14 protein-coding genes are annotated in these 16,899 nt (G+C 62.1%); 5 read left to right on the top strand and 9 right to left on the bottom strand.

The genetic code is table 11. The features are described from left to right. Positions 1-44 precede the first annotated feature (44 nt). Entirely contained in the window at positions 45-650 is a 606-nt protein-coding gene (locus AC25BC_RS02720) for a PRC-barrel domain-containing protein (RefSeq protein ID WP_012756228.1), read from the top strand. Positions 651-721: 71 nt separating this feature from the next. Here AC25BC_RS02720 and AC25BC_RS02715 read toward each other — a convergent pair whose 3' ends face one another. Both AC25BC_RS02715 and AC25BC_RS02710 read right to left on the bottom strand, forming a co-directional pair. Then, complete coding sequence (locus AC25BC_RS02715) at positions 722-2,086, bottom strand: putative bifunctional diguanylate cyclase/phosphodiesterase (RefSeq protein WP_012756227.1); 1,365 nt, start codon at positions 2,084-2,086, stop codon at positions 722-724. Between the two features lie 153 nt (positions 2,087-2,239). Next, positions 2,240-3,961 (bottom strand): response regulator, encoded by a 1,722-nt coding sequence (locus AC25BC_RS02710; protein WP_128440033.1) that lies wholly within the window; start codon positions 3,959-3,961, stop codon positions 2,240-2,242. Between the two features lie 183 nt (positions 3,962-4,144). Between AC25BC_RS02710 and mutL the strand changes: the two genes are divergently transcribed. After that, positions 4,145-5,947 carry a DNA mismatch repair endonuclease MutL gene (gene mutL / locus AC25BC_RS02705; protein WP_113548459.1) on the top strand — a complete coding sequence of 601 codons (1,803 nt, stop codon included), beginning with the start codon at positions 4,145-4,147 and terminating at the stop codon, positions 5,945-5,947. Positions 5,948-6,118: 171 nt separating this feature from the next. Further along, positions 6,119-6,349, top strand: coding sequence for a DUF2093 domain-containing protein (locus AC25BC_RS02700; RefSeq protein WP_003545832.1), 231 nt, complete (start codon positions 6,119-6,121; stop codon positions 6,347-6,349). Between the two features lie 211 nt (positions 6,350-6,560). Here AC25BC_RS02700 and AC25BC_RS02695 read toward each other — a convergent pair whose 3' ends face one another. Then, positions 6,561-7,415: a D-amino-acid transaminase gene (locus AC25BC_RS02695; protein ID WP_113548460.1), complete on the bottom strand. Its 855-nt coding sequence runs from the start codon at positions 7,413-7,415 to the stop codon at positions 6,561-6,563. A gap of 194 nt (positions 7,416-7,609) precedes the next feature. Here AC25BC_RS02695 and AC25BC_RS02690 point away from each other — a divergent pair, with 194 nt between their 5' ends. Continuing rightward, positions 7,610-8,488 (top strand): LysR substrate-binding domain-containing protein, encoded by an 879-nt coding sequence (locus AC25BC_RS02690; protein ID WP_164903046.1) that lies wholly within the window; start codon positions 7,610-7,612, stop codon positions 8,486-8,488. Between the two features lie 370 nt (positions 8,489-8,858). Here the strand turns inward: AC25BC_RS02690 and lpxK are convergent, their stop codons facing one another. The 6 genes from lpxK to AC25BC_RS02660 form a co-directional block, all read right to left on the bottom strand. Next, positions 8,859-9,902 carry a tetraacyldisaccharide 4'-kinase gene (gene lpxK, locus AC25BC_RS02685; protein WP_128440031.1) on the bottom strand — a complete coding sequence of 348 codons (1,044 nt, stop codon included), beginning with the start codon at positions 9,900-9,902 and terminating at the stop codon, positions 8,859-8,861. A 183-nt stretch (positions 9,903-10,085) separates the two neighbouring features. After that, positions 10,086-10,808: an HAD family hydrolase gene (locus tag AC25BC_RS02680; RefSeq protein ID WP_113548596.1), complete on the bottom strand. Its 723-nt coding sequence runs from the start codon at positions 10,806-10,808 to the stop codon at positions 10,086-10,088. 9 nt (positions 10,809-10,817) lie between these two features. Then, complete coding sequence (gene waaA, locus AC25BC_RS02675) at positions 10,818-12,137, bottom strand: lipid IV(A) 3-deoxy-D-manno-octulosonic acid transferase (protein ID WP_128440030.1); 1,320 nt, start codon at positions 12,135-12,137, stop codon at positions 10,818-10,820. 173 nt (positions 12,138-12,310) lie between these two features. Next, entirely contained in the window at positions 12,311-12,556 is a 246-nt protein-coding gene (locus AC25BC_RS02670) for a DUF4170 domain-containing protein (protein WP_003545820.1), read from the bottom strand. 61 nt (positions 12,557-12,617) lie between these two features. Next, positions 12,618-13,427, bottom strand: coding sequence for a 3'(2'),5'-bisphosphate nucleotidase CysQ (locus AC25BC_RS02665; RefSeq protein WP_113548595.1), 810 nt, complete (start codon positions 13,425-13,427; stop codon positions 12,618-12,620). A gap of 182 nt (positions 13,428-13,609) precedes the next feature. Beyond that, complete coding sequence (locus AC25BC_RS02660; RefSeq protein ID WP_113547270.1) at positions 13,610-14,956, bottom strand: TldD/PmbA family protein; 1,347 nt, start codon at positions 14,954-14,956, stop codon at positions 13,610-13,612. A 119-nt stretch (positions 14,957-15,075) separates the two neighbouring features. On the opposite strand from AC25BC_RS02660, the gene AC25BC_RS02655 reads away from it, so the two are divergent. After that, the gene (locus AC25BC_RS02655) at positions 15,076-16,890 is read left to right on the top strand and encodes a monovalent cation:proton antiporter-2 (CPA2) family protein (RefSeq protein ID WP_128440029.1); all 1,815 of its coding nucleotides are present in this window, start codon (positions 15,076-15,078) and stop codon (positions 16,888-16,890) included. Positions 16,891-16,899: the final 9 nt, after the last annotated feature.

Raw genomic sequence — 16,899 nt, 5'->3', positions numbered from 1 at the left:
CCGGGTCAGCGATCACTCTAGGGAAAAACGAAGGTAGGTTCGAAATGACACGCAAACTCTTGACGACCGTTGCCGCTGGCGCACTGTTTGCCACGGCTTTCGCACCGGCGGCATTCTCGCAGGCGGCACCGCAGCCTGCGGATCCGGCCGCGCCGACCCAGGCGGCTCCCGCCGATCCGGCAGCACCGAAGCCGATGACGCCCGACGTCACCAAGCCCGCAGGCGATGCCGCACAGGCCCCGGCCGCAGCACCGACGGCAGATACGGCTCAGGCCGGCTATCTGACCGAGCAGTCTCCCGACCAGGTCAGCGCCAACACCTATATCGGCCAGTCGGTCTATAACGGCAACAATGAAAGCATCGGCAGCGTCAACGACCTTATCCTGAAGAAGGACGGCGGCTTTGTTGCTGCAATCGTTGGTGTCGGCGGCTTCCTCGGCATCGGCGAGAAGAACGTCGCCGTGCCAATGGAAAAGATTACCGTCGCCCAAAACACCCAGGACGGCAGCGTCAAGCTGACGACCAGCGAAACGGCTGAATCGCTGAAGGCCGCACCTGAGTTCAAGACGCTGGCAATGCAGTCGGCCGAAAAGGCTCCGGCTGCGACCGGTACAGATACCACGGCGACCGGCTCGACCACGCCTAAGTAATCCGTGCGCGGTAGTATAGCGTAGGCGATGGCGCTCCTAGGGGCGCCATCGCTTTATGCTGCGCCATGGCTTTATGCGCTCACACGCTCCACCATGGTCGGATCGTAATAATTCTCGTGCAGGAAGCGCAACGTGGCGATACCGTCGGCCGGACGGCCGAAATGATAACCCTGGCCCATGCCGCAGCCGAGCGTGCGCAACTTCACCGCCTCGGCATAATCCTCGATGCCTTCCGCGACGACTTCCAGCTCAAGGCCTTCGCACATGGTGAGGATTGCCTTGATGATATGTTCGGAGGCGCGATCGGAATTGATGCGCGAGACGAAGGCGCGGTCGATCTTGATCTTGTCGAAGATGAAGTCGCGCAGGCGCCCGAGGCTCGACTGGCCGGTGCCGAAATCGTCGAGCGAGATGCGCACGCCGGCGGCGCGCAGATCGGCGATGATGCGGTGAGCGGTATCGGCCGAACTCATCACCGCGGTCTCGGTGATTTCCAGCTCCAGGCGATGCGGATCGAAGCCGACGCGGCCGAGGATCGACAGGACGCTGCTGCTCGTACCCGGATCCATCAGTTGGGCCGAGGAGAGATTGAACGACAGGAAGAGTTCGCGCGGCCAGGAAAGTGCGGCTTCGGCGGCTTTGCGCAGCAGCGCCTCCGACAGCGCGTCGATGAAGCCGCGCTCTTCGGCGAGCGGCACGAAGACGCCGGGCGACACGAAGCCGAGATCGGGATCGTTCCAGCGGGCGAGCGCCTCGAAGCCGACGACCTGATTGTTGGACAGCGAGACGATGGGCTGGAAATGCACATCGATAGCATCCGAGATGATGGCGTTTCTGAGCGCCTGCTCCAGCTGCGTGGCGCGCTTCATCTCCTGGGCGATCTCGCGCGAATAGACGGTGATCTGGCCGCGGCCGCGGCGCTTGGAACGGTAGAGCGCGGTTTCGGCGCTCTTCAGCAGTTCCTCGCAATCCTCTCCGGCGAAGGGATAGATGGAAAAGCCGAGGGAGGCGGAGAGACGGACATTGCGGTCCCCGAGGTCATACGGCGCCGACAGCACCTCGCGGATCATCTGGCCGAATTTCTCGGCACTCGCCCGCTCGAAGATCAACGGCAGCACGAAGGCGAATTCGTCGCCATCGTGGCGGGTAACCAGCGCGCCATCCGGAATACAGGCCCTCAGACGATGGGCGACCTGGCAGAGGATTTCATCGCCGGCTGTCGAGCCGAATAGATCGTTGATCGGCTTGAAACTGTCGAGGTTGACGATACCGATGGTGAAGGGGGCCGGATCGCTGGCGCGCTCAGCGGAGATCTGCAAGACCTTGTCCCGCATGCGATTGCGATTGCCCAATCCGGTCAGCGGATCGGTATAGGCCATCGCCTGAAGCTCATTCTGACCGACGGTCAAGAAAGCTATGTCCGCCGATTTCATCATCCAAACCCGAGCTTTCCTCCGGAGCCATGCAGAAGAATGACCGGCAGGTCTTAACAATTCGATAGTAAATCAGCGGCATAACCGCCTGAACCTCCCCAAAATCTAGGGAGTTGACGGGTATTTTGGCGCCTGCACACTTTTCCGCGACATGCTTCAGTTTTGCGCCCGCATGGCCTCATTCATTAGGTATTTCTGAAATATGGTCTCCAGCATGTCGGGGCTGACGGGTTTCATGATGACGTCGTCCATGCCTGACTTGACGCATTCGGCGCGGTCGCGCTCGAAGGCCTGGGTGAGCACGCCGATGATCGGGGTGCGGATGCCGCCGCCGGTTTCCTCCATCTGCCGGATGAGGCGCGCGGCCTCGAAGCCGTTAAAGCCCGGCAGGGAAATATCCATCAGCACGATCTGCGGCCGGTGCTCGGCCCAGAGGCGCACGGCCTCGTCGCCGGTCGCCGCCAGCATATGGCGATAGCCGAGACCTTCGAGGATCTGCGAAAAGACGATCTGGTTGATATCGTTGTCTTCGGCGACGAGAACTTGCAGGCCAATCGCGTCGTCGGAAGTGCTGATTTCCCAATCCGCATCCGAACCGGCGGCGTTGCGGCTGTTGCGATTGAAATGGCGGGCGATCTGGAAGGTGAGCTCGTTGGCGATCTGGAAACCGTCCATGACGAGCGCCGGAATACCGTATTGTTCGGCAAGTTCGAGGCAACGCATGCCCATCTGGTTGTCGATGATCAGCAGATCGAGCGAAATGCCGGAGGAGGTGGCGATTTCCAGGAACCGCTCCTCTTCGTCCTCACCGCGGACCGAGCAGGATTCGAAGCCGTATTTCGTCAGCGTCCGCAGCGCGGCGGTCTCGGCGGCGAGGTCGGCAGTGACGACGAGGACCTTGCGGCCGGAGAAATTCTCCGGAACGATCGCTTCCATCGCCGCCGGCTCGCGCCGTTCGATGCCGCTTGGCACCGGCACATAGGCCCGGCGATAGCTTTGATTGCTGGAGGCGGTGATCGCGGACGCTTGGCCGAATTCGTCGAGATCGGCGCCGTCGCGCGGCAGATCCTGCATGGTCGACACCAGGAAATAGCGGCCGGGCTTGCCGATGCGGTGCTTGCGGCTGATGATGTCGCGCTCGATGCCGTCGCGGGAGATCTGCCGCTGGCGGGAGACGGACATCTCGCCGGTCTCCAGCACATGGCGGTCGCTTTCTTCGAAGCGCTTGGCGATCTCTTCTGAAAAAAGATCACCGCTCTTGCGCCCGAGCACCTCGTCGGCGCTCGTCTGATATTTCTCGCAGAAGACAAGGTTCACCGCGACATAGGTGAGGTTGCGATCCTTGACGAATAGCGGGAACGGCAGATTGTCGAGAATGTCCTCGGTGAGCTGCACCCGCTCCAGATCGGAGCGCCATTGCTCTTCGCGCTTCTTGCTCTCGGAAATGTCGGAGATGATGCTGACGCCGTAACCGCCCGGCAGCCTGCGCTTGACGAAGCGGACCCAGCGGTCGGCGCCGTGGCGCTCGACGGCATCGAAGCGCTCGCGCCAATGCGAGGCGATTTTCTGTGACAGCCAGTCTTCGCGGCTCAGCGAGCCGCCCTGCCTGACATCATACTGCTGGCGAATGCCGGTGTCGTACATCGCGCCGAGGAAATCGCGAAGCCGCGTGCCGGGCTTCAGCATTTCGGACGGCAGCGGAAAGAATTCAAGTATCTGGCGGCTTGCGAAGACCAGATGATCATTCTTGTCGTAGATGATGAAAGCTGCGGAAAGGCTGTCGCACACCACATCGAAAAGCGCCGTCTGCAGATCGGCCTCGGCGGGAGCTCCATCGATTTCTGATGATGTGTCCGCCTTTTCGAAGCCGGCACTCATTCTGTTGCGTCCCACATCTGTTCGATTTCGCAGCTTCCGGAGGTATGTGATTAGAAATGCCATTTTTATGTTAAAACCGGCTTAACATTACCTATTCCCAAATTTGGAGGAGCTCCGGATCACGTTTCGGGAAAGCCTGTCGAAACCCCTTCCCTCCGGCCCGCGAATCCCCGAAAATAGCCCATGGCCATCAGACAGCTTTCCGAAACGCTCATCAACCAGATCGCCGCCGGCGAAGTCATCGAACGGCCGGCGAGCGCTGCCAAGGAACTGATCGAAAACGCGCTCGACGCGGGTGCGACGCGCATCGAGATCGCCACATCAGGCGGCGGCAAGGCGCTGCTGCGCGTCAGCGACAACGGCTCGGGCATGGACGCGGCCGATCTGGAACTGGCGGTCAGGCGCCACTGCACCTCGAAGATCTCAGAGACGCTCGAGGATATCCGCACGCTCGGCTTCCGCGGCGAGGCGCTGCCCTCGATCGGCTCGGTCGCAAGACTCAGCATTGCAAGCCGCAGGCGCGACAGCACAGGCGGCCACGAGATTGCCGTTGCCGGCGGCAAGATCGCGCATATGCGCCCGGCTGCCGCCAATCCCGGGACGATCGTCGAAGTGCGCGACCTGTTCTTCGCGACACCCGCCCGGCTCAAATTCCTGAAGACGGAGAAAGCCGAGGCCGGCGCCATTACCGAGATCGTCAAGCGCATGGCGATCGCCTTTCCGGCGGTACGCTTCGTGCTGTCGGGTTCGGACCGCACGACACTGGAATTTCCGGCGACCGGCGACGACCATCTGGCGCGCATGGCGCAGGTGCTCGGCAAGGAGTTCCGCGACAACGCCATTGCGCTCGACGCGGTGCGCGAGGAGATCGCGCTTACCGGCTTTGCCGGCGTGCCGACCTTCAATCGCGGCAACTCCGCCCACCAATACGCTTTCGTCAACGGCCGGCCGGTGCAGGACAAGCTGATCCTCTCGGCGATCCGCGGCGCCTATGCCGAGACGATCCCATCCGGACGCTATCCGGTGGCGGTGCTGGCGATCACGCTCGATCCCGCTCTGGTCGACGTCAACGTGCATCCGGCAAAATCCGACGTGCGATTCCGCGATCCTAGCCTGGTGCGCGGCCTGATCGTCGGCGCCATCCGCGAGGCCCTGGCGCGCGACGGCAGCCGGGCGGCAACCACCGGCGCGAGCGACATGCTGCGCTCCTTCCGCCCCGGCTTCCAGCCGAATAGCCAGCGGCCGCAGGGCGGATGGTCGGCCGAAACGTCGCCCTCCCGGCCCTATCAGCCGACAACGGGTTTCGGCGAGCGGCCACAGGCGTCCTTCGACGGACTTTCGATGCCGACGGCGCGGGCCGAGCCGCAGTTTTCGCCGCAGCCGGCAGCACCCGAACCTAACGCACGGTATCCGCTCGGCGCGGCGCGGGCGCAGATCCACGCAAACTATATCGTCGCCCAGACCGAGGACGGGCTCGTCATCGTCGACCAGCATGCTGCGCATGAGCGGCTGGTCTTCGAAGCGATGCGCAAGGCGCTGCATTCGAAGCGGCTGGCCTCGCAGGTGCTGCTCATCCCCGAGATCGTCGATATTCCGGAAGAGGATTGCGACCGGCTGATGCAGCATGCGGCCGAGCTTTCCGAACTCGGCCTGGCGATCGAGCGTTTCGGCCCCGGCGCGATCGCCGTACGCGAAACGCCGGCAATGCTCGGCGAGGTCGATGCGCATGGGCTGATCCGCCAGCTTGCCGACGAGATTGCCGAATGGGACACGGCGTCGGGCCTATCGGCCAAGCTCGAATATGTGGCAGCGACCATGGCCTGCCACGGATCGGTGCGCTCGGGACGGCGGCTGCGACCGGAGGAAATGAACGCGCTGCTCCGGGAAATGGAAGTAACGCCCGGCTCCGGCCAGTGCAATCACGGCCGGCCGACCTATATCGAATTGAAGCTCAGCGATATCGAGCGGCTTTTCGGCAGAAGCTAAAAAAGCTGGAAAAGCAGCCCTTGCGGGAGTATGGCAGACTAAAGCGTGTCGCGATCTTTCAGATTCGCGTGCCACGCTTTAGGGCTTTGGTGTTCCGCATGTCGTGATCGCAAAACCGCGGCACACTTTTGCGCGACATGCTCTAATGACAGACGGCAGGGAACGGAGCGCATGAATTTGTTCGAAGGGCACGGAAACCGCGAGGCGAAGATCCGGTATCTCGATGGCGATTTCCAGATTCTCTCACCCGGCTCCTATGTCGTCTGCGCGATGACGGGGAAACAGATCCCGCTCGACGAATTGCGCTACTGGAGCGTCGCCCGGCAGGAGCCCTATGCCGACGTGATCTCGGCCATCGATGCCGACAAACGCGCCGGCGTGCTGCCGAACCAGCGGCGCTAGAGCAATTCCAGCAAAAGTGCGCAGCGGTTTTGCGTCCGGATTTGCGTGAAAACAAAAAGATAGAGCATTTCCGTGATTCGGAGAAAAACGGAAATGCTCTAACTGTGAGCTTGTCCATCGGAGCTTATTTAGAAGACTGGAATTCCCACCTCAGTTTTCCAGGAGAGGTCCGAATGGACGCAAACCGCTGCGGACTTTTGCTGGAACTACCCTAGATAGCCGAGGCTCGGCTTCGCTCAAGGTAGAGCTGCCGAAGTCGGGCTGCCATTGGTCCCGGCGTTCCCTTTCCGACCACCCGCTCGTTGATCCTGACGACTGGACTGACCAGGCCGGATGAGGAGGTCGAAAACGCCTCGGCGGCGTTCTCGACCTCCTCGACGGTAAACGGACGCTCCTCGATTCTCAGCTGAAGATCCTGTGCGCATTGCAAAACAGCCTCACGCGTGATCCCGCGCAGGATATCGGTTGAGAGATCCCTTGTCACAACCGTGCCCTCCAGGGTCACGATATAGGCATTGTTCGATGAGCCTTCGGTCACAAAGCCATCTCTGACCATCCACGCGTCGTCGGCGCCGCGCGACTTGGCTTCCATCTTTGCCATGGAGGGGTAGAGGAGTTGCACCGTCTTGATATCGCAACGTCGCCACCGCAAATCTTCCACCGTGATGACATGGAGCCCGCGCTCCGCCAATGGGCTATCAACGAGCGATTTTTTCTGCGTGAAAACCACGAGCGTTCTGGGCGTCGCATCGGCGGGAAAGAGAAAGTCGCGATCAGCGGCCCCTCGGGTCACTTGCAGATAGACCAGCCCTTCCTCGATATCGTTCCGCCGGATCAGTTCCCGATGGATATCCAGCAGTTTCTCGTTGGTCAGTGCGAAAGCCATGTCGAGTTCGCCGAGCGAGTGGCGCAGGCGGCGCATATGGCCCGCAAAATCAACAAGCTTACGGTCGAGTACGAGCGTTACCTCATAGACCCCGTCGGCAAACAGAAAGCCCCGATCAAAGACAGAAATCCGGGCCTCGGTTTCAGGCAGATAGTCCCCATTAACATAGACTTGGCGCATGAGATCAATCCCAAAGAAATACAGGTGGCGGCTGCATCAGCGAGCCATCTTAAGAGGCATTTTGCGGACAATGTTTCTCGTCCTTTGAGAGCGAGGCTGACAGGCAGGCTCCGTTGCGGCAAATGCCGTTTTCCGATAAGTTATGCAAAATTTGCATAAGGTTTGTGATGGAACTCGGTTGGCTAGAAGACTTCATGGAACTCGCGGCCGTGCGGAACTTTTCTACCGCGGCAGCTGCCCGACATGTGACGCAGCCCGCCTTCAGCCGCAGAATAAGGGCGCTGGAAAACTGGATCGGCGCCGCGCTGATCGATCGCAGCTCCTATCCGGTCAGGCTAACGAACGCCGGGGAGACGTTTCTCGAGTCGAGCCGTGAGTTGATGCGCGAAATCTACCGCGTCCGCGATGAATGCCGGCAACAGGCACGCGCCGGCATCGAGGTGCTCACCTTCAGCGCGCTGCACACCATCGCTCTTAGTATCTTTCCCGATCTTCTTACGAGCGTCGAACAACGCACCGGTCCCTTCATAACCCGTATGCATGCGACGGACTTCTACGACTGCGTAGAATCGCTTGCGCTCGGCCGCTGCGACATTGCCTTTTGCTATTCCCACGAGTTCGGGCCACCGGTCCTGCAGACCGGGCAGTTCTCCTCGAAGGTTATCAGAATCGATCCTTTCCACCTCGTCAGCAAGGCAGATCAACGAGGAAACCCGGTCATCGACTTGGCAACTTGGCCCGGAAACGAAGATATGCCTCTCGTCGCCTATTCATCCGACTGCTTTCTCGGAAAAGTGCAAACTCAGCTCATGCTCGACATGCAGAAGACAGGGCGGAGCTTTCGAGTAACCCATGAAAACTCGATGTCGGAGTCGGTCAAGCGCATGATTCTCGCGGGGAAAGGCATCGGCTGGCTGCCGGAAAGCTCTGCGACCCGCGAGATAGAGCGGAACGAACTCTGTATCGTCGACGCGCGACAGGCTGAGGTCACCCTGAACGTCCTCGCTATCCGCAAGCAGGGCAGCGGCTCAGCCGCCCTCGAACGCTTCTGGTCAAATCTGCAGGGTTTGTGACGATGCGTATTACGCGCTGATACCGTGATGCGATGACGACAGCAGCAAGTTCCGATGAATTCCGACATACCGGCTATGGAGCTCTGCGCCCCACCGAGCCTAGAGCCTTTCCGAGTTAGATTGAAGCATTCTGTTGGCTCAAACGGAGTCGGATGGTCGACCGGCCGGCGCGCGTCGTAGCCCAGCTCTACGGCCAAGCCGGCCGGTCGATCAGCCGGCCCGTTTCAGCCAACCCGAAGGGCCGGGCATCTTTGCGCCAGGATCAGAGGCGATCGGCTCGGACGTACCAAGAGGTATGCCCTTCGCCAATCGCCTCTGCCCTGACGAAAACCTGCTCCGGCAGGATGCTTCAACCTAACCCGGAAAGGCTCTAAGCCCCAGCCTTCATTTCCCGCAGCCGCCGCTCGCGGCAGGCGACGATCGCCCGGTCGATGATCAGGCTGGGGGCGAGGTGATCCTCGAAGACCATGTCGACCTCGATCACCCGGCTCTTTTCGACGAGCCGTGCCGCCTTGCCCTGATGGCCGGACAGGCGGACGAAATCCTTGGAGGTGGTGACGATCAGGAGACCTTGACGCTCGGCGGTTGTCAGGATGTCGTCGATCTCCTCCTCGGTCAGGTGCTCGTGATCGCCGAAGGACTTGGCGACGACGATCTCGGCGCCGCGGGATTCGACCGTGCGGAAGAATTTGGCGGGATCGGCGATGCCGGCAAAGGCGAGCACCTTGGTGCCGGCCAGCGTGTTGTCGCCCCGGACTTTCAGCGATGCGGTGAAATAGGGCTTTGCCGCGCGCGCCGCCATGCGGACGATCCTGTCGGCGGCATTGCCGCCGCCAACCTTCAGCAGAGCGGTCGCGGACCGCAGCTGCTGGCGGATCGGCGCGCGGACCGGGCCACCCGGCACGATATGGCCGTTGCCGAGGCCGCGCGTCGCGTCGATGACGAGCAGGGCATAGTCGATCGCCAGCCGGGCACTCTGGAAACCGTCATCCATGATGATGAGATCGGCGCCCTCCGCCACCAGCCGTGCAGCTCCTTCGACGCGCCGGCGCGAAATCACCGTCAGCGCTTCCTGGGCAAGCAACAACGGCTCGTCGCCGACGGCAATCGCCCGGTGATGATCGGGATCGACCACGGTGGTCACATCGAGCGAGCCGCCGTAACCCCTGCTGAGAAAGCCGGGCTTCAGCCCCTTCGCCTTGGCGGCGCGAGCGATCGTCAGCGCCGTCGGCGTCTTGCCGGCGCCGCCGACGGTGAAATTGCCGACGCAGATGACCGGGATGGGAACGGAAGCGCGGCGCGCATGGGCCATGCGGTGGCCGGCGATACGGCCATAGAGAAAAGAAAGCGGCAGCAGCAGCCAGGCCCGCCAATCGGCTTTCCTCCACCAGAACGGTGGCGCTTCGGATATCATCTTGCCGTCCCGCTCCCCTGTCCGGCTTGTTCTCACGCAATCCCTTGGGAAAGTCGCTGCGCGCTTTTCCCGGCAAAACCGCCGTGCACTTTTGCTGGAATTGCTTTAGCGACAGCCAGTCCCCTGCTTTTCGACCGGTCGGATTGAGAAGCCAAAACCTGAAAAAATGCAAGCCCTTACCGGTCAGGCCGGCTGCAAGTCGGGCAGCAGCGTCTCGATGGCGGTGATATCGTCGAGCACATGATCGGCCGCGGCGGCAAGCGTCTCCCGCGAACCGGTGCCGGTCAGAACCGCGATCCTGAGACCCGTGCCGGCATTCAGACCCATGTGCAGATCGTGATTGTTATCGCCGACCATGGCGACCTCTTCAGGCAAAAGACCGGTCGCAGCGCAGAAGCCGAGCACCATGCCGGGCTCCGGCTTGACGCCGAAACCGCTGTCGTAGCCGGCGATGTAATCGATATAGCGGGCAAAACCGAAACGTTCCGCCGTCTGGCGGATCGACCGCTCATTGTCGCTGGAGGCGACACCGAGCTTGAAGCCGCGCCGATGCAGCCGCTCGAAGAAGCCGGCGAGGTCGGTCACCGGCACGGAAAATTCGGCGGCACTGGAAAACAGGTCGTCGAGGCGGACCGTCAGTTCGTCGACATCCACCATCGAACCCGCGGCAACAAGGCCTGAGGCGATCTGACGGGTATTGCCGGCGGCAAGCAGGCTGTCGGGAACGATATGGCCGGTCACCGGATCCATGCCGCAGGCCGACAGCAGCCGGTTGGCGAGAAGCTCATCCCCTCTGGCGGCGATGCGGGCAAGCTCGCGGTTGACCGGCAGCCAGCTCTCGTCATAGTCGAGCAGCGTGCCGTCCTTGTCGAAGAGAATGCCTTTGATAGGGGCCACTGCCGACATCTTCGCTCCTCAGACCTGGGCCACGGCCTTGGGCAGCAGCCGCGCCTTCACCGTCAGCGGATTGATATAGGGTTCCAGCCCCTTCACTGTCGCCGTCAGCGCGCCGCGCATCTCGTGCACGGCGGTGATGCCGGCCTCGATCATGTTGCGGCGGGCGTCGTCGTTGATCAGCAGATAATGCACACCCTTGGCCAGCATTTCAGTATCGCGCACCATGCGGGCGCTGCCGCTGCGGGCAAGCTTCTGATAGGCATCGCGGAAATTCTGCACATGGCCGCCGGAGAGAATGGCGCAGCCGAGCATGGCTGGCTCCAGCGGGTTCTGGCCGCCTTCGGCAAAGAGCGAGCGGCCGACGAAAGCGATTTCCGTCAGACGGAGATAAAGACCCATTTCGCCGATCGTATCGCCGAGGAAAATATCGACATCGGCGGACAAGACATCGTCGCGGGTGCGGCGGGCGACCTTCAGCCCCTGCTTGACGAGGGCCGCCTCGATCTCGTCGCTGCGCTCGGGATGGCGCGGCACAATAATCGTCAACTGGCGGTCGCGCTCCCTGAGCGCCCGGTGAACGATGGCGGCAGCGTTCTCCTCGCCGTCGAAGGTCGAGATCGCCGCCCAGGTCTTGCGCTCGCCGATCTGCTTCTTGTAGCGGGCAAAGACCGCGCTGTCATAGGGCGGTGCGTCGGTATCGACCTTCAGATTGCCCGAGGTGATGACGGGCACAGCGCCGAGATCGCGGAAACGTTCGGCATCGACATCCGACTGGGCGATGACGAGGGCAAGATTCTCGAACAAGGCTTCGGCGATCGCCGGGCGGCGGCGCCAGCGGGCAAAGGAGCGGTCCGACATGCGGGCATTGATCAGGATCTGCGGAATGCGGCGGCGGCCGAGTTCCAGCACCGTTGCCGGCCAGATCTCGGATTCGGCGATGATGGCGCAATCGGGCTGCCAATAATCGAGGAAGCGGCTGACGGAGGGCTTCAGGTCGAGCGGCACATATTGATGGATCGCTTCCTGGCCGAGGCGCTCGGCGGCGAGCTTGGCCGAGGTGATGGTGCCGGTCGTCAGGACGACATGGATGTCGCGGCGGCGGATTTCACGGATCAGCGGGATGACGGCGTTGGTTTCACCGACGCTTGCGGCGTGAAACCAGATGAGCGGGCCCTGCGGCCGGTTGGCGCTCGGATAGCCGAAGCGCTCCAGGCGGCGGGCCCGGTCTTCCTTACCCTTGGCCGTGCGGTAGGTGATATAGAGGCCGACGACTGGAGAGGCCACGGTTCCCGCCAGACGGTATGCGCTCAGACCGAACCGCGCCATCCGGGAACTCATCGCGCCAGCCTCCGATCAAAACCGATCGACATCAAACCCATTCCCTAATTATCGTTGCGGCCGCAATGGCCGATTAATTTGTTCAGAATGCGTCCAACAATCCGGATCGACGGGCGCGCCCGGTGCACCAAAGCTCCGCTCGACGAGCGGCCGGCCGGCGGAACTTGCTAAGCTCAGCCCTTGGGCTTTTCCTGCGGATCGAGCAAACGATGCATGTGGACGATGAAGTAGCGCATATGCGCATTGTCGACCGTCTGCTGCGCCTTCGACTTCCAGGCCGTCAGCGCCGTGGCATAATCCGGGAAAATGCCGACGATATCGAGACCCTGCAGATCACGGAACTGGACGTCATCGAGGCTTTCCAGTTCGCCGCCAAAAACGAGATGCAGAAGCTGCTTCTTGTCACCGGAGTCAGTCATTTTTTCTTCTCTTTCTGCCTATTCTCCTCCGCCACCCATCTGCGGGATTTTGACGGAAACGTCAACTGTCTCGTCGCCCCGCAAAGGCCGCGAGGAACTCACTGATGCGGGGCGTTGGGGCCGCGCAGAGGACATTGTGGGTGACTTCGGCGCGATTGTAGACAATCGGCCGGCCTTCGATGTCGACGAGGCCGCCGCCGGCACAGACGAGGATCAGATCGGCAGCGGCAAGGTCCCAATCATGTGAATTGCCCTTGACGAAGGTGCCGTCGAGACGACCGTCCGCCACCATGGCGATGCGATAGGCCAGCGAGGGAATGTATTTCTCGCGCGTCACCCGATCGCGGAATTCCGTCGGAAAGGTCTTCAGCAGGTCTTCGCCGATTGCAAGGCGGCTCATCTCTTCCGGTCCGGCCGCCGAGACGGTGAAGGGGACGCCGTTCTTCAGCGCCACGCCGCCCTCGACCGCCTCATAGAGCTCCTCGAGCGCCGGGGCATAGAGCACGCCAGCGACCGGCCGGCCGCGATGAACCACCGCGACGCTGACGCACCAGACCTTCTGCCCGCCGAGGAAGGCGCGCGTGCCGTCGATCGGATCGATGATGAACAGCGTTTCGCGTGAAAGGCGGTCGGCATCGTCGTCGGTTTCTTCCGACAGCCAGCCATAATCCGGCCGGGCCTTGCGCAGGATGGTCTCGAGCGTCTTGTTGGCGGCGAAATCGGCGGCGCTGACGGGCGAACGGTCCTCGTTCTTCCACCAGACCTCAGGCGACTGGTTGAAGAAGCCGAAAGCGACGGCGCCCGCCTCTTTCGCAGCATCGGCGATCAGCGTGAGATCGCTCTGCCAGCGGGCTTTCTCCATGTCGCTCATCAGATCAATCCATTTCTCAATTCAATAGTGAGAGCATGATTTCGCCCGAAAACCGCTCACACTTTTCGGCATCATGCTCTAAAGCGCGTCGCGATCTTTCAGATTCGCTTGCCACGCTTTAGGTCTTTGCTTTTCCGCATGTCTTTATCGCAAAACCGCTGCACACTTTTGCGAGACATGCTCTAGCGCCCCGCGAGCGTCATGCCTTCGATGGCAAACGTGGGAGCCGCGACGCCGAATTTGCGATCGATGTCGTTTGCCAGCGTCAGGCGCATGAACATCTCCTTGAGGTTCGAGGCGATCGTCACCTCGGAGACCGGGAAGGTGAGTTCGCCGTTCTCGATCCAGAAGCCGGTGGCGCCGCGGCTGTATTCGCCGGTGATCATGTTGACGCCGTGGCCGATCAATTCGGTCACATAAAAACCGTTGCCAACGCTGCGGATCAGATCCTCCGGCGAGATGTCGCCGGGTTCCAGCGCAAGATTGGTGGAAGAAGGCGAGACGGCGGTGCCGCCGCGCACGCCGCGGCCGTTGGTTTCGAGGCCGAGCTCGCGCGCGGTCGAGGTCGAGAGGAACCAGTGCTTCAAAACACCATCCTCGATCATCACCAGCCGCTCGCCGGACACTCCCTCGCCGTCGAAGGGCCGCGAGGAAGGGCCGCGCACGATCAGCGGATCGTCGGTGATCGACAGGCCTGACTTCAGGATCTGCTGACCCATCTTGTCGCGCAGGAAGCTGGACTTGCGGGCGACGGCAGCACCATTGATCGCACCGGCGATATGGCCGACGAAGCCGCGGGCGACACGCGGATCGAAGATGACGGTGATGTCCTTGCCGGTCGGCACCTGGCGCGGATTGATCCGTTTGATCACCCGTTCGCCGGCGCGACGGCCGATTTCAGCGGGATCGTCGAGCTCGGCATAATAGAGACGGCTGTCATAATCATAGTCGCGCTCCATGCCGGTGCCTTCACCTGCGATGACGCTGACGGAATGGCCGAAACGCGAGGCCATGTAACTGCCTTCGAAACCGTGCGAGGTGGCAAGAACGAGGCCGCCCATGCCGGCCGACGCGCCGGCGCCGGAGGAATTGGTAACCCCCTTGACCGCAAGAGCTGCTGCTTCAGCGGCAAGACCCGCCTCGCGCAGCATCTCGGAGGAGACCTCGGTGGTATCGAGCAATTGCAGGTCGGGATAGGATCTCGAAAGACTCGCCTCATCCGCCAGGCAGGCGAAGGGGTCTTCCGGAGAAACCTTGGCCATGGCGACGGCGCGTTCGGCCAGCGCCTGAAGATCGAAGCCCGGATTGGCCGAGACGCTGGCGACACGCTTGCCGATGAAGACACGCAGCGAGAAATCGTCGCTTTCGGAGGATTCCGTGCCCTCGACCTTGCCGAGGCGGACGCTCACCGATTGCGAGCGCGACCGGACGACGACGGCGTCGGCGGCATCGGCCCCTGCCTTCCTTGCCAGATCGATCAATTGACTTGCGCGGGAAAGAAGTGTCGAGGAATCAATTTCAGAGGACATGATTTGGCCTTTCCTTCGGCTTCCATTTATTGTGCACTCTCCCAAGCATCAAGGCCGCCGTCACCGATTCTTTATCGGGGCTGCCTGCTTGCTCCCCGCCGTCGAGAGAAATTGCCAGCATGTCAGCGTCCAATGCCTTTTTTTCCGAAACGATCCTGCTGCTTGGCGGGGCGGTGGTCGCCGCGCCGATCTTCAAGAAACTCGGGCTCGGCACGGTGCTCGGCTATCTCGCCGCCGGCATCGTCATCGGCCCGGTCTTCCACGGCATCACCGATGGCGAACAGATCCTCGCCGTCGCCGAACTCGGCGTCGTCTTCCTGCTCTTCATCATCGGACTGGAGTTGAAACCCACCCGCCTCTGGCAGATGCGGCGCGACATCTTCGGCCTCGGCGCGGCGCAGGTGGTGCTGACGGGGCTAGCGCTGACCGCGCTTGCCTGGTTTTCCCAGGTTCTCGACTGGCGCGGCAGCATCGTTGCCGGATTTGGCCTGGCGCTGTCTTCAACCGCCTTCGCCATGCAGATCCTCGAGGGCGACGGCGACGTCAATACCAGATACGGGCAACGCTCCTTTTCGATGCTGCTGTTCCAGGACCTGGCGATCGTGCCGCTGCTGGCGCTGATCACCATCCTCGACGGCGGCGATAAGGGCAGCAACGCGCCACTGTTCGATTTCGCTATCGCCGTCGGCGCGGTTGCGGCGATGATCGTCATGGGACGTTACCTGCTGACGCCGCTCTTCCAGATCATCGCCCGGACCGGCGCGCGCGAAGCAATGATCGCGGCTGCCCTCTTCGTCGTCATGGGATCGGCGAGCTTGATGCAGCTGGCCGGGCTTTCGATGGCGATGGGCGCCTTCCTATCCGGCGTGATGCTGGCCGAATCCTCCTACCGGCACGAGTTGGAGGCAGATATCGAGCCGTTCCGCGGCGTGCTGCTCGCTATCTTCTTTATCGCCGTCGGCCTGTCGCTGGAGCTCGACGTTCTCGCCGACAACGCGCTTTTCGTCATCGTCGCCGTGCCGATCGTCATGGCCGTCAAGGCGATCGTCATCTACGGGATCTGCCGGATCTCCGGCTCTTCGCACGACGATGCGATCCGCATCGCTTTCCTGCTGCCGCAGGGCGGCGAATTCGGCTTCGTGCTGTTTACCACGGCGGGTGCGGCCGGGCTGATGTCGACGAGCACAGCCTCGCTGCTGGTCGCGATCGTCACGCTGTCCATGGCGCTGACGCCGATCGGCTCGGCCCTTTCGAAGCGGCTGCTCAACGGCGACGAACAGGAGGAACTGGACGAGGATTTCGAGGGCGCGGGCGCCGACGTGCTGATGGTCGGCTTCTCGCGTTTCGGCCAGATCGCCGCCCAGATCCTGCTTGCCGGCGGGCGTAGCGTCACCGTCATCGATTTTTCCGCCGACCGCATCCGCCAGGCCTCCTCCTTCGGCTTCCGCATCTATTTCGGCGACGGCGCCCGCAAGGACGTGCTGCGCTCGGCCGGCATCGACCGGGCGAAGATCGTGCTGGTCTGCACGCAGAAGAAGGAAATCACCGACAAGGTGGTGGAGCTGGTGCAGGCCGACTATCCGCACACCCGGCTCTACGTGCGCTCCTACGACCGCATCCATTCGATCGAACTGCGCAACAAGGGTATCGACTACGAGCTGCGCGAAACGCTGGAATCGGGCCTACTCTTCGGACGGCGAACATTGGAGGCGCTCGGCGTTTCCGAGGTCGACGCCTACGAAATCGGCGAGGATATCCGCAAGCGCGACGAGGCACGCCTGGTGCTGCAGGTGTCCGAAGGACTGCAGGCCGGGCGCGACATGCTGTTTTCCTACCCTGTCCGCCCCGAACCGCTGGTCAAGCCGAAACGCGCCGCCGATCCCTTCGAGGACGATCCGCTGGCCGGAACCGCCGATGCGACGGCGGATGCCTGATCGCCCCTG

This window comes from Rhizobium sp. WSM409 (assembly GCF_057653825.1).
Note: the sequence above shows the minus strand (reverse complement) of the source record. Positions and strands in the feature narration are given on the sequence as shown.

What these genes read in the sequence shown, in the direction of transcription:
- AC25BC_RS02715 (WP_012756227.1), bottom strand. Translation starts at nt 2,086, where the DNA reads ATGATGAAATCGGCGGACATAGCTTTCTTGACCGTCGGTCAGAATGAG.
- AC25BC_RS02660 (WP_113547270.1), bottom strand. Translation starts at nt 14,956, where the DNA reads ATGTCCTCTGAAATTGATTCCTCGACACTTCTTTCCCGCGCAAGTCAA.
- AC25BC_RS02710 (WP_128440033.1), bottom strand. Translation starts at nt 3,961, where the DNA reads ATGAGTGCCGGCTTCGAAAAGGCGGACACATCATCAGAAATCGATGGA.
- AC25BC_RS02670 (WP_003545820.1), bottom strand. Translation starts at nt 12,556, where the DNA reads ATGACTGACTCCGGTGACAAGAAGCAGCTTCTGCATCTCGTTTTTGGC.
- AC25BC_RS02695 (WP_113548460.1), bottom strand. Translation starts at nt 7,415, where the DNA reads ATGCGCCAAGTCTATGTTAATGGGGACTATCTGCCTGAAACCGAGGCC.
- AC25BC_RS02680 (WP_113548596.1), bottom strand. Translation starts at nt 10,808, where the DNA reads ATGTCGGCAGTGGCCCCTATCAAAGGCATTCTCTTCGACAAGGACGGC.
- mutL (WP_113548459.1), top strand. Translation starts at nt 4,145, where the DNA reads ATGGCCATCAGACAGCTTTCCGAAACGCTCATCAACCAGATCGCCGCC.
- lpxK (WP_128440031.1), bottom strand. Translation starts at nt 9,902, where the DNA reads ATGATATCCGAAGCGCCACCGTTCTGGTGGAGGAAAGCCGATTGGCGG.
- waaA (WP_128440030.1), bottom strand. Translation starts at nt 12,137, where the DNA reads ATGAGTTCCCGGATGGCGCGGTTCGGTCTGAGCGCATACCGTCTGGCG.
- AC25BC_RS02690 (WP_164903046.1), top strand. Translation starts at nt 7,610, where the DNA reads ATGGAACTCGCGGCCGTGCGGAACTTTTCTACCGCGGCAGCTGCCCGA.
- AC25BC_RS02700 (WP_003545832.1), top strand. Translation starts at nt 6,119, where the DNA reads ATGAATTTGTTCGAAGGGCACGGAAACCGCGAGGCGAAGATCCGGTAT.
- AC25BC_RS02665 (WP_113548595.1), bottom strand. Translation starts at nt 13,427, where the DNA reads ATGAGCGACATGGAGAAAGCCCGCTGGCAGAGCGATCTCACGCTGATC.
- AC25BC_RS02655 (WP_128440029.1), top strand. Translation starts at nt 15,076, where the DNA reads ATGTCAGCGTCCAATGCCTTTTTTTCCGAAACGATCCTGCTGCTTGGC.
- AC25BC_RS02720 (WP_012756228.1), top strand. Translation starts at nt 45, where the DNA reads ATGACACGCAAACTCTTGACGACCGTTGCCGCTGGCGCACTGTTTGCC.